This is a genomic window from Brevibacillus sp. NL20B1, from assembly GCF_018195675.1.
GTDB classification, from domain to species: Bacteria; Bacillota; Bacilli; order Brevibacillales; family Brevibacillaceae; genus Brevibacillus; species Brevibacillus aydinogluensis.
In genome coordinates this window covers 1-12,098 of record NZ_JAGTPT010000032.1, presented here as the reverse complement: position 1 = coordinate 12,098, position 12,098 = coordinate 1, and the positions used below count along the sequence as shown (strand labels likewise).

The following is a 12,098-nucleotide window of genomic DNA, read 5'->3' as shown; positions in this document are numbered from 1 at the left end:
AGGGGATCGTTGGGAATGGAACGGGCCAAGTTGAAGCAGGAGTTGCGCAGGCAGATGCTGGCCGAGCGGGCAGCGCTGCCTGCCGGGGAAAGGGCCAATCGCTCCCGGGAGGCGTGCCGTCATTTGCTGTCCTTTGCCAAACTGGCAGCGTGCCGGACCGTGATGGCCTTTCATCCGATACGAGAGGAGCTGGACATCGTCCCGTTTCTGGACAGCGCTCGTCAAAGGGGACAGGAGGTATGGCTTCCGCTGACCCTCGTGGCGGAGCGCCGGCTGATACCCTACCGCTATACCGGACCGGACATGCTGCGGCCCGGGGCATACGGGATCATGGAGCCGGACCCGGAAAAAGCGGAGGAGGCCGATCTGGCTGCGCTGGACGCGGTGCTGGTGCCGGGTGTGGCATTTGACCGGCAGGGGGGTCGGATGGGCTATGGCGGCGGATTCTACGACCGGTTTCTCGCTTCGCTGGACCAAAAGCCGATGCTGATCGGCTGCGGCTACCATTTTCAGGTGGTGCCATCCGTGCCGGTAGAGCCGCATGACGTCCGTCTCGATTACCTCGTGACGGAAGCGGGCGTGCTTGAGACCAGGGCAGCCGATCCGCGCTGAGTGGATGCCGGTCTGCGGCAATTTTGTGTCAGGTTTGCATATTTTCCAACTGCACTATCTACAGCGGGATCAAAACGGTGTACAATACAACTGCAAGGACAATTGGAGGAATGGACTGTGGGCAACTGGAAAATTGGCGTCATTTCGGCAAGTGATTCCATTGCAAGAGGAGACCGGGTGGACGATCGAATCCCGATCATCCGCAAGCTGACCCGTGAGTGGCTGCAGGTGGATGTGGCCATTTACCGCGCCGTCTCGGACGACATGGAGGAACTGAAAGAGAACATGATCGAGCTGGTGGACCGGGAGAAGTGCGATTTGTTGATTGTCACCGGCGGTACCGGGTTGAGTCCGCGCGACGTCACCCCGGAAGTGACAACGTGGGTCATGGACAGGCCCGTTCCGGGTCTGGCCGAGGAAATGCGTCGGGCCGGATTGCAGCAGTCCCGCCGCGCGATGCTGACTCGCGCTGTCGCAGGTACGCGCGGTAACGCCTTGATCATCAACCTCCCCGGCAATCCCAGCGGCGTGGAAATCTGCTTCAACGCCATTGGAGACATGCTGTCCGATGCCTTGCACATTTTGCAGGGAACGGGAGAGGCCAATGAAGATTGGGGAGGATTGGGTTGGTAGAAAAACCAAAGCTGAAGGAAGTGCCTGTGAGGGAAGCGGTAGGCATGATGCTTCCCCACGATATGACGCAGATTTTGCCCGGCGAATTTAAAGGACGCCTGTTCAAAAAAGGGCATGTCATCACGGAAGCGGACATCGAACCGCTGCTCTCCATCGGCAAGGAGCACATCTACGTGCTGGAGATGCCGGAGGGGTACATTCATGAGGACGACGCGGGCACGCGGATTGCCCGGGCGGTGTCCGGGGACGGACTGACGCTGACCGAGCCTTATGAGGGCAAGGTGTCATTGAAGGCGACCCGGCTGGGGCTGGCGAAGATTAACGAAGAAGCCGTCCACGCGATCAACGCGCTGGAAGGCATCGCCCTGTCCACCATCTACAGCGACCAGGTGGTGCAGCCCGGTCAGACGGTGGCCGCCACGCGGATCATTCCGTTGATCATGGAGGAAGCGCGAATCGTCCGCCTGGAAGAGCTGGCGCAGGGCTTCAGCGGTCCGATCGTACAGGTGAAGCCGTTTTACGAAAAGAAAGTGGGAGTGGTCACCACTGGCGGTGAAGTGTATTCAGGCCGGATTGCCGACAAGTTCGGCCCCGTGATTCGGGCCAAGGTGGAGGCGCTCGGTTCCCGTGTGACGGAGCAGCGCTTTGCTCCCGACGACAAGGAAGCGATCGAACGGGAGATTATCCGTTTTCTGGAGGAGGGCGTCGATCTGGTGCTGGTGACCGGCGGGATGTCGGTTGACCCCGACGACCGCACGCCGGGAGCGATTGCCGGTGTTGGAGCGGAAGTGGTCCGTTACGGCACGCCGATGCTGCCCGGTTCCATGCTGATGGTAGCCTACAAGGGCGACGTGCCGATACTGGGTCTGCCCGGAGCGGTGATGCACGAGCCGTTTACCTCGTTTGACGTGTTTTTGCCCCGGATCCTGGCCGGCGAGCGAATCGTCGAGTCGGACATGACCCGGTTGGGATACGGCGGATTGCGCACATGCTAGCTGGCAACACTGTTGGCTGATGGAGAAAAGGAGTGAATGTGAATGGGTTCTACGATTGGGATTCCAGGGTTGATCTTGATTCTTGTGCTTGCTCTGGTGCTGTTTGGCCCCAAGAAACTGCCGGAACTGGGGCGCGCGGTGGGTCACACGTTGAAGGAGTTTAAGAACGCCACCCGCGGCCTGACCAAGGACGACGATGACGAAGCCGAATCCAAGGTGAAGGAACAGCCCGCCAAGGCTGTGATTACCGAAAAGGACGCGCTTGACCGCGAGAAGCTGGAGCGGGAAATTCGCGAACGGCTGGAACGCGAACGCCTGGAAAAGGAGATTCGGGAAAAGCTGGAACAGGAGCGGCTGCAGGCCGAAAGCGGACAGCCCAAGGCGTAACCGGGTGGTGGACATGTCGGACGATCGTGAAATGACCGTTGTGGAGCACCTGACTGAGCTGCGCAGACGGATTATCTGGGTGCTGGTTGTATTTGTTGCTGCATTGATTGTTGGTTTTTTTGCTGCCGGCCCAATTGTCGAATATCTGAAGGAAAAGCCGATCACCGAGGGAGTTCCGCTCATCTCCCTGCACCCGTCTGACGCGCTTAGGGTGTACATGCAGTTTGCCTTTTTGATCGGGGTGGTGGTGACGCTGCCGTTTGCCCTGTATCAGACCTGGCTGTTTGTCTCGCCGGGTCTTCGCGACAACGAGCGGCGCGTGACGCTGATGTTCATCCCGGCTGCGTGCGTGCTGTTCGTCGTCGGCCTCCTGTTTGGCTACTATGTGGTGTTCCCGATGGTGATGCAGTTCGTGAGCGGCATCTCGCTGGGGATGGACATCAAGCCGAACTACGGGATCGCTGAGTACTTCGGGTTTCTGATGAACATGGTGATTCCGTTCGGGTTTTTGTTTGAACTGCCCATTGTCGTCATGTTTCTGACCCGGCTGCGCATCCTCAACCCGGTGCGGCTGGCGAAGGTTCGCCGCATTGCCTACTTCGGTCTGGCGGTGGTGGGAGTTACGCTGACGCCGCCGGATATTGTCAGCGACATCCTGGTGATTATCCCGTTGCTGCTCCTCTACGAGTTGAGCGTCTGGCTGTCGCGGATCGTCTACCGCAAACAGCTGAAAGAGGATGAGACCTGGGAAAAAGAATACGGATGGGAAGCGGACGAAGCAGTTCGCTGATGCGTGCAAAGGCCCCTGCCGAAATGCGGCGGGGGCTTTTTTTTGGTGCGTCCGGCATGGGCAGTCTGTCGGTAAAGGTCCCGACCAGGGAGCGGCGGTACCAACCGTAAGCACGAGGTACGCCGGCCCGTTGTGAGGCGGAATGCAGATGACGTCGGCGGCATATGCCGTCCTTTCTACTTTTGCAGGTGGCCGGGCATACTACTACGGGAAAACAGGAGGTGTGTACATCCATGTGGCTGATTCTCTGTCTGGCACTGCTGGCCTCTCCGCTGCAGACGGGAGCGGTCAAAGCAGAAGCGGCCGAACAAGTAGAACTGTTTGACACGGACGAAGAGCGGGTGGTGAATACCTTTGACAACACAGAGGCATTTCAGACGGAAGCCCAGGTTCTCCTGAACAGTGTCAGCGGGCGGGTGCAGGAGCTGAATCCGCCGCTTTCACATGCGCTGATCGTCAAAATCCCGCTGGTGCCGCCAAGGCAGTTGGTTCACCGGCCGGCAAAGATCGACGCCGCCATTGCCGAAATGTTTGTCGTCATGCCCAAGGCGGGCAGCCGTCGCCCCTGGATGATTTTGCACACCAAGCAGTACGAGACCCTGGTCGTCGAGTTTGCCGGCGAGGTGGACGGATTAAAAAAGCTCGTCCGCCTGCAGGATTGAAGGTGCGGCGTACCCGCAGCGGCTGGACTGGGCTTAAAAAAGGGCAAACGGGACGGGAGAACTCCCGTCCTTATTGCTTGAGCGTGAGAAACGTCTGGGTGTAGTAGTCGGTCGCCACGCCCGCCCCCAGTTGGGCGAATCCTTTTTCCAGCACGTTTTTGCGGTGACCGGGGCTGTTCATCCAGCTCTCGTGGGCTTCGATGGCATCCGGGTAGCCGGCGGCGATGTTTTCTCCCGCCATGCTGTAGGCGATCCCTGCTTTTTGCAGCCGCTGGAATGGATTTAAGCCGGTGGTGGCGGAGACGTGGTCGAAAAAGCCGTGGGACTCCATGTCCCGGCTGTGCTGGCGGGCGACGCGGGCGGCCTGGTCGCTCCAGGTAAGCAGGGGCAGTTTGTAGCGGTAGCGGACGACGTTGACCAGGTCGAGCAGTTGACGTTCCATCGCGGTGTTCACCTGCTCCCGCTCCTTTACGCTCAGCGGAGGGGGATCGAAATTGGGAGCCTCGCCCTGATACGTCCACTTCGTTTCGTAAAAGCTGCCGCGCAAGAGCATCAGCGTGTCAATCAGGCGGATGGCGGTCACCTTGTCGCCGTTCTGCTTGTCCAGGTAAAAGATGTGGGGGATACCGTCGACGATGACCAGCGGCCGCTGGTATTTTTGGTTGGTGATCTGCACGTGGGCGTTCATGTAGGAAAACGAGACGGTATGGGCGATGTCGTAGTGGCGGACAAGAGCCGGCAGGCTGGTACCGATGGAGGCATTGCCGGTCTTGGCTTGGGGCGCGTTGGAGTAGATGTCCACCACCTTGCCGTCACTGATGCCCACCTGGAGGTAACGGGCCGGATCGCGGTTGTAGATCCACCACTGGTACCCCAGACCGCTCGGCTCCTGGCGAGCCGGCTTGCCGAGCACTTTGACCACCTGCTCGGCCGGCATGCCGAGAGAAATGCCGAACAGGCTGGCGGAAGTGTTCGGAGCGGGACGTTTGGTCTCGGCAGGCGCGGTCGCTGACTGAGCAGGCGGAAGTTTGACTGCGGCAGGGCCTGTCTGCTGGGGCGAAGGGCGTTTTGCCGCCCCCGGTGCTTGTCCCAGCCAGGCGGAATGGCTGGCCTCGTCCCTGCCTGTCGGTTTGTTCAGATGGCGGCCGATCAAAGACAGGGGAACATACGTGACCCCCTTGTATTCAAGTGCGGCGGGAAGGTAACGGGTACCGTCGTGAAAATACCCGGACGAATCAACGCCGGTTACGGCTTTGCCGTCCCAATACAGCGTGGTCGGCTGGACGTTGGCGAGGATGGCGGACGAATTGCCCGCGATGAGGAAATGGCCGATGCCCGCGACCAAGAGGGCGAACACGCCGATCCAGATCCATTTGCGCATGCAGGTTCCCTCCTTGGATGGCTTGTCTGATTTCATGGTTTATCTATATGAACAAGCTGGTCTGGTAGAACCGAAAATCTAGCAAATGCCAAAGAAAAGACTGTCAAAATGAGAGGGAACGAGAACAGGCCGGATGGAAAAAAGTGAGGGAAACTACTTGCAAAGTACATAGGGATTCATTATTATAGGTAATGGGTGTTAGCACTCCCCTCGATCGAGTGCTAACAACAATCATCTTCATGAACCTAGACTTTAAGGAGGGTGTTTTTTGTGCTGAAGCCATTGGGTGACCGTGTGGTAATCGAACCAATCTCCAAAGAAGAAACGACTGCAAGCGGTATCGTTCTGCCTGACACTGCGAAGGAGAAACCGCAAGAAGGACGCGTAATCGCAGTCGGTTCCGGCCGCGTTGCCGACAACGGCGAGCGCATCGCGCTGGAAGTGAAAGAAGGCGACAAGGTAATCTTCTCCAAATACGCCGGCACCGAAGTAAAAGTGGACAACAAAGAATACCTCGTGCTCCGCGAATCCGATATCCTCGCGATCATCGGCTAAGGCTTTTCACATAAGGAACGTACGGAAAACACATAACGCAGGAGGTTGAGTTTGAGATGGCAAAACAAATCAAGTTCTCTGAAGACGCACGCCGCGCGATGCTTCGCGGGGTGGAAACACTGGCTAACGCCGTGAAAGTAACCCTCGGTCCGAAAGGCCGCAACGTGGTTCTGGAGAAAAAATTCGGCTCTCCGCTGATCACCAACGACGGTGTGACCATCGCGAAGGAGATCGAGCTGGAAGACGCTTATGAAAATATGGGTGCGCAGCTCGTGAAAGAAGTTGCGACCAAAACCAACGACATCGCTGGTGACGGTACGACCACCGCTACTGTTCTGGCTTATGCGATGATTCGCGAAGGTCTGAAAAACGTAACCGCCGGCGCCAACCCGATGGTTGTTCGTCGCGGTATGGAAAAAGCGGTACGCGCTGCCGTTGAAGAAATCAAGTCCATCGCGAAACCGGTGGAAAGCAAAGCGGCTATCGCGCAAGTTGCGTCCATTTCCGCTGACAGCACTGAAGTGGGCGAACTGATCGCTGAAGCTATGGAAAAAGTGGGCAAAGACGGCGTTATCACCGTTGAAGAGTCCAAAGGCTTCACGACTGAGCTGGAAGTTGTAGAAGGTATGCAATTTGACCGCGGCTACGCTTCCCCGTACATGATCACCGACACCGACAAAATGGAAGCGGTTCTGAAAGATCCGTACATCCTGATCACCGACAAGAAGATCTCCAACATCCAAGAGATCCTGCCGGTGCTGGAGCAAGTGGTACAAAGCGGCAAACCGCTCCTGATCATCGCAGAAGATGTAGAAGGCGAAGCGCTGGCTACCCTGGTAGTAAACAAACTGCGCGGTACCTTCACTGCAGTAGCCGTTAAGGCGCCTGGCTTCGGCGACCGCCGCAAAGCTATGCTGCAAGACATCGCAATCCTGACCGGCGGTGAAGTGATCACCGAAGAACTGGGTCTGGAACTGAAATCCACCAAACTGCAACAACTGGGCCGCGCTGGTAAAGTTGTTGTTACCAAAGAAACCACCACGATCGTGGAAGGTGCAGGCGACAAGGCTGCAATCGAAAGCCGCGTTGCTCAAATCCGTCAACAAATCGAAGACACCACCTCCGACTTCGACCGTGAAAAACTGCAAGAACGCCTGGCAAAACTGGCTGGCGGCGTAGCAGTGATCAAAGTCGGTGCAGCTACCGAAACCGAACTGAAAGAGAAAAAACTGCGCATCGAGGACGCACTCAACTCCACTCGCGCTGCAGTGGAAGAGGGTATCGTGCCTGGCGGTGGTACCACGCTCGTCAACGCGATCAAAGCTGTTGAGAAAGTGGTTGCCGAGGGCGAAGAAGCAGTGGGTGTGCAAATCGTGCTGCGCGCACTGGAAGAGCCGGTTCGTCAAATCGCTGCGAACGCAGGTCTGGAAGGCTCCGTCATCGTGGAGCGCCTGAAAAACGAACCGGTTGGCATCGGCTTCAACGCTGCTACCGAAGAATGGGTAAACATGATCGATGCAGGTATCGTAGACGCTGCAAAAGTTACCCGTTCCGCACTGTCCAACGCTGCATCCGTGGCAGCTATGTTCCTGACCACGGAAGCCGTTGTGGCTGACAAACCGGAAGAGACCAAAGCAGGCAACGGCATGCCGGACATGGGCGGCATGGGCATGATGTAATGAATCGGGATACCGATTCAACACGAGAGGCAGACAGCAGTCTGTCTCTCTTTTTTTATTTGTATTTGGAAGGCAAGCCTGAGGTGCTTGCGTTTTCTGGTTATTTTTCTGAATAGTACAAATGTTTACCGAAAAAATGTTTCGTATTTTATAAATAAAATGTAAAATAATACTTCAGAGATATGTTGACAGCGAGCCAAGCGAAAAAAGGGTAAGGAGGCGATTCACAATGAAACGAGCAGGGGTCTGGCTGTTATGTGCATGTCTGGTGTTCGTCCTGGCTGCTTGCAGCAGCAGTCCGTCGTCGTCTGCGGGTGATCAGCCGGGCGGGGGTGAACCGGCCAAAGGGGAGCCGGTGGAACTGGTCATGTACAGTTGGCGGCCGGAAGACAAGGATGCGTACGCTGTGTTTATTGCCGAGTTTGAAAGGCAGCATCCCGGGATCAAGGTGAAGTTCAAACCGTTCAAATCGACTGAGTACAACACCATTCTGACCAACTCCCTCACCTCCGGAACCGGGCCGGACATCGTGCAGCTTCGTCCGTATGCGGGCACCCGTGCGATGGCCGACGCCGGGTATCTGCTGCCGCTGGACGATCTCAAAGGGCTCCAGGAGATTCCGCAGTCGTATTTGGACGCAGCCAGGGGCAGTGACCACAAGGTGTACGGCGTCCCGTTGTCGATCAACTCCGCCGTGATCTTTTACAACAAAAAGCTGTTTGCCGACAACGGCCTGCAGCCTCCGCAAACCTGGGACGAATTTCTCCAGGTGTGCCGTGCACTCCAGCAAAAGGGAATCATTCCCATCGCGCAGTCCGGCAAAGCGGCCTATCTGCTCTCCCTCACGCACAGCGTCATTGGCATCAGTGCATACGGCGGCAACGACTTCGTGGACAAATTGATGAAGGGCGAGGCCACCTTCAACGATCCGGCGTTTCTCGATTCGATCAAAAAGATGCGGGAGTTGGCACCATTTTTCCCGCCCGATTTTGTGGGAATCGACGACAATGACGCGCAGGCGCTGTTCTATACCGGCAAGGCTGCCATGTACATCAACGGCAGCTACCGGCTGGAAACGTTTGAAAAGCACAACCCCGACATGCCTCTTGACGTGATCCCGTCGCTGGCCAAAGAGAAAGGCGGCGACACGCCGATCGTCAACTGGGTGGACGGCTCCTACGGTATAGTGAAGGCGTCCAAGCATCCGGAAGAGGCGAAGCTGTTCATGGAGTTCCTCGCCTCAAAGGAGTTTGGCCAACTGTTCAGCGACGAACTAAACCGCGTCAGCCCCATTCCCGGCGTGACCCCCAAGCATCCGCTGGTGCAAAAAATGACGCAGCTGAGCGAAGCAAGCATGGTCCCGTACCTGATGCTCGTTCATTTTGGGGAGGGAACGCCGACCACGAAAACCACGTTTGAGGATTCGTTGCAGGGCATGTACATCAACAAGCTCACCGTCGAGCAGGTGGCGGAAGCGACCCAGGCGTCCGCCGACAAGTGGTTCAAGCCGAACAAGTAGCGGCGCGCCGGAAAAAAATTCAAGCAGAGGTACAGTCAGGCCGGAGCGCTTGGCTGTACCCTGTTTTTCGGGAGGGGTTCACCCATGGCCGTGTTGGAAAAATCGACCGAAGTAAAGCGGCAGACCGCTCCGCGTCGGGGGCTGAACCTGAGCAAGCATTTGGTTCACCTGTTCCTGCTGCCGGCCTTGGTCATTTACGTGTGGTTTCAGGTCTATCCCATCTTCAGTGCGTTTTTGAACAGCTTTTACGAGTGGAACGGATTGAAGCGGGGCGCGTTTATTGGTCTGGAGAATTTCGTGCGCCTGTTTACCGAATCGCCGTTTAAAGAGATGTTTTTCCGCGGGTTCGGTCACAACGTCATCTTTTTCGTGGGGACGATCGTCGCCAAGCTGGTGGTTGCGTTCCTGCTCGCCCTGATCATCAACAGCAGGATTCGCGGCAAGGAGTTTTTTAAAACGGTCTTGTTTCTGCCCAAGCTGCTGTCAGTGATCGTCGTCGGCTTCCTGTTTAGCCTGATTTTGAACCCGACGTACGGGGCGCTGAACACCCTGCTGAAGCATGTCGGACTGGAAGAGTGGGCCCGCCCCTGGCTGGGCGACCCGGATACGGCCCTCTACGCAATCATCCTCGTCAACAGTTGGTACGGCCTCGGCTTTGCCGTGCTGATCTTCCTGGCCGGGCTGCAGGCCATCCCGGCGGAAATATACGATGCCGCCAAGATTGACGGGGCCTCCGGACTGACCATGCTGCTGCGCATAACCCTGCCGCTGGCGATGCCGTCGATCATGGTGATGACGATTTTGACGTTCATTGGCTCGTTTGAAACGTTTGAACTGATTTTTGCCATGCAGGGGTCGCAAGGGGGCCCTTACTATTCCACGGATGTACTGGCCACGTACTTCTACCGGTTGGCCTTCGGGTCAGTGGAGGGGGGCGAGTCCATCGGGCTGGGCTCGGCGTTGGCAGTCGTGCTGTTCCTGATGATTTCCAGCGCGACGGCGGTGCTGCTCTTTTTCTTTAAACGCAAGGAATACGAACTGTAGGAGGTTCGACCATGACAGCAAGGCTCGGACAGTTTGCAAAGTATCTGGTGCTGCTGGTTTTTTCCGTTTTGATGCTGTATCCCGTTTTTCTGATGATCGCGTCGTCGTTTAAATCCAATCTGGAGATCCTCACGTCGCCGCTCGGTCTGCCCGCTTCGCTGTCATTGGAAAACTACAAGCTGGTGTGGGAGAAGGTGAACTTTGGCGCGTATGTGTGGAACAGCGTCTACGTGAGCGGGCTGTCTGTCTTGTTGATCCTGTTTCTCTCGTCACTTGCCGCTTTCTACCTGTCCCGCTATCCATTTCGCTGGAATCCGTACGTGTTGTTTTTCTTCATGCTGGGCTTGATGCTGCCGATGAAGCTGGCGATTCTGCCGCTGTATATGATCATGCTGCAGTTGAAGCTGTTGGATACGCTGACGTCCCTGGTGATTCTGTACGTGGCCGGCGGAATCCCCTTTGCCGTGTTTGTCTTTTACGGGTTTTTCAAGACGCTCCCGACGGAATTGGACCAGTCGGCACGGCTGGACGGCTGCAATGGTTTTCAGGTGTACTGGAAGATCATTCTGCCGCTGATGAAGCCGCCGCTGGCAACAGTGGGCATCGTCCATTTGATCGGCGTCTGGAACGATTTTTTCTATCCGCTGATCTTTCTCAAAAGCGAGGAGCTGAGCACAATTCCGCTGGGGGTATTGACCCTGTTCGGGGAATACGATACGGAGTGGAATCTGCTGTTTGCCAGCCTGACTATTTCGTCTCTGCCGATGATCGTGGCGTTTTTGTTCGCGTCCAAACAATTTATTGAAGGCCTGACTTCGGGGGCGATCAAATGAGAAAGAGACGCTGGATTACGTTTGACCTCGACGGTACGCTGATGCAAAATCCGTTTGGCGGATGGGTGTTCCCGGAAATTGCGGCTGCCGTCGCCGGTTGGCTGGGCCGGCCCCATGACGTCGTTGCGGAGTTGGTGGGGGAGCATGAAAGGCGGCTGAGGCAGGGACGATATGTAGAAGCGTACGATTGGGACGGCATGCTGTCGGAACTGCTCGAGCGCTTGGGGGTCAGGGAAAGCGTGGAGATTGCCAGTATCGTGCAAAAGCATGCCGTACCGCCCAAAATTCGGCTGCTGGAAGCGGAGGTGCCGGCCGTGCTGGCCGCCCTGCAGGCGAAAGGCTATGCGCTTGCAGCTGTCACCAACGGGTATTACAAGTATCAGGAGCCTGTCATGAAGGCGCTCGGACTGGCGGAGTATTTTGCGGCTGTGGTGACGCCGGAGCGGGCGGGCGCGGGCAAGCCTGACCCGGCCATTCTCCGTTCGTTCGGAGGAGAGGTGGTGGCCCATGTCGGAGACCGCCTCGACCATGACGTGCAGTTGGCCAATCGCTGCGGTGTATTCTCCGTCTTTGTCTGCCGCGACCTTCCCGAAGAGTTGCGTGCCGTCGATCCCCGTCTCAGGAGCAGGCACGACTTGATGAACCAGCTCTGCCTGGAAAAATGGAAAAGGGAAAGCGGGGGACAGACGGAAGGGCAGGGGGCTGCCCTGCTTCCCGCGGAATTGTCGCCGCAGGCGGTGATTGGCACGATCGGCGAACTGCCGCCGCTTGTGGACGGGTTGTGCCGGTAGGAAGGCTTCGCTCTCTTGCAGGCCTTCCATTTTTTTCACTTGCTTTTTTGGCGGTCACGTTGGTATGATGAATCTTGCGCTTCTCAACTGGGGAATTTCAAAGAGAATGAAAAAAGATAACTTCTTAGAAATTTCCTCTTGATTTTGAGTAGAGAGCGTGATATAGTATGAAGGGTCGGTGCCGCTGTGCGGCAGCTGATCGAAAAAAGTGAGATGC

Annotated in this window: 13 protein-coding genes; 12 read left to right on the top strand and 1 reads right to left on the bottom strand. The window is 56.9% G+C overall.

All coding sequences use genetic code 11. The annotated features are described in order from the left end of the window. Window positions 1-15: 15 nt before the first annotated feature. The 6 genes from KDN35_RS17915 (at window position 16) to KDN35_RS17890 (ending at window position 4,079) form a co-directional block, all read left to right on the top strand. Entirely contained in the window at window positions 16-612 is a 597-nt protein-coding gene (locus KDN35_RS17915) for a 5-formyltetrahydrofolate cyclo-ligase (protein ID WP_171566231.1), read from the top strand. A 117-nt stretch (window positions 613-729) separates the two neighbouring features. Then, window positions 730-1,245, top strand: a complete 516-nt coding sequence (locus KDN35_RS17910; RefSeq protein ID WP_171566200.1) for a MogA/MoaB family molybdenum cofactor biosynthesis protein — start codon at window positions 730-732, stop codon at window positions 1,243-1,245. Next, window positions 1,239-2,240 (top strand): molybdopterin-binding protein, encoded by a 1,002-nt coding sequence (locus KDN35_RS17905; protein ID WP_171566201.1) that lies wholly within the window; start codon window positions 1,239-1,241, stop codon window positions 2,238-2,240. The genes KDN35_RS17910 and KDN35_RS17905 overlap by 7 nt, the downstream gene beginning before the upstream one ends. 42 nt (window positions 2,241-2,282) lie before the next feature. Beyond that, window positions 2,283-2,627: a twin-arginine translocase TatA/TatE family subunit gene (gene tatA, locus KDN35_RS20145; protein WP_171566202.1), complete on the top strand. Its 345-nt coding sequence runs from the start codon at window positions 2,283-2,285 to the stop codon at window positions 2,625-2,627. A 13-nt stretch (window positions 2,628-2,640) separates the two neighbouring features. Further along, window positions 2,641-3,417: a twin-arginine translocase subunit TatC gene (gene tatC, locus KDN35_RS17895; RefSeq protein ID WP_171566203.1), complete on the top strand. Its 777-nt coding sequence runs from the start codon at window positions 2,641-2,643 to the stop codon at window positions 3,415-3,417. 233 nt (window positions 3,418-3,650) lie between these two features. Then, entirely contained in the window at window positions 3,651-4,079 is a 429-nt protein-coding gene (locus KDN35_RS17890) for a hypothetical protein (protein ID WP_171566204.1), read from the top strand. 70 nt (window positions 4,080-4,149) lie between these two features. Here the strand turns inward: KDN35_RS17890 and KDN35_RS17885 are convergent, their stop codons facing one another. Next, a complete protein-coding gene (locus KDN35_RS17885; protein WP_212133474.1) occupies window positions 4,150-5,460 on the bottom strand; it encodes a CAP domain-containing protein in 1,311 nt (436 codons plus the stop codon). A 270-nt stretch (window positions 5,461-5,730) separates the two neighbouring features. Between KDN35_RS17885 and groES the strand changes: the two genes are divergently transcribed. The 6 genes from groES to KDN35_RS17855 all read left to right on the top strand — a co-directional run bounded on the left by groES (window position 5,731) and on the right by KDN35_RS17855 (window position 11,881). Next, window positions 5,731-6,015: a co-chaperone GroES gene (groES, locus tag KDN35_RS17880; RefSeq protein WP_171566206.1), complete on the top strand. Its 285-nt coding sequence runs from the start codon at window positions 5,731-5,733 to the stop codon at window positions 6,013-6,015. Window positions 6,016-6,071: 56 nt separating this feature from the next. After that, the gene (gene groL / locus KDN35_RS17875) at window positions 6,072-7,694 is read left to right on the top strand and encodes a chaperonin GroEL (RefSeq protein WP_171566207.1); all 1,623 of its coding nucleotides are present in this window, start codon (window positions 6,072-6,074) and stop codon (window positions 7,692-7,694) included. A gap of 229 nt (window positions 7,695-7,923) precedes the next feature. Then, the gene (locus KDN35_RS17870) at window positions 7,924-9,213 is read left to right on the top strand and encodes an ABC transporter substrate-binding protein (protein WP_212133473.1); all 1,290 of its coding nucleotides are present in this window, start codon (window positions 7,924-7,926) and stop codon (window positions 9,211-9,213) included. 84 nt (window positions 9,214-9,297) lie between these two features. After that, window positions 9,298-10,257: a carbohydrate ABC transporter permease gene (locus KDN35_RS17865; RefSeq protein WP_212133469.1), complete on the top strand. Its 960-nt coding sequence runs from the start codon at window positions 9,298-9,300 to the stop codon at window positions 10,255-10,257. An 11-nt stretch (window positions 10,258-10,268) separates the two neighbouring features. Then, window positions 10,269-11,090 (top strand): carbohydrate ABC transporter permease, encoded by an 822-nt coding sequence (locus KDN35_RS17860; RefSeq protein ID WP_171566210.1) that lies wholly within the window; start codon window positions 10,269-10,271, stop codon window positions 11,088-11,090. Then, on the top strand, window positions 11,087-11,881 hold the full coding sequence (locus KDN35_RS17855) for an HAD family hydrolase (protein WP_171566211.1): 795 nt from the start codon (window positions 11,087-11,089) through the stop codon (window positions 11,879-11,881). Before KDN35_RS17860 ends, KDN35_RS17855 begins: the two co-directional genes overlap by 4 nt. Window positions 11,882-12,098 lie beyond the last annotated feature (217 nt).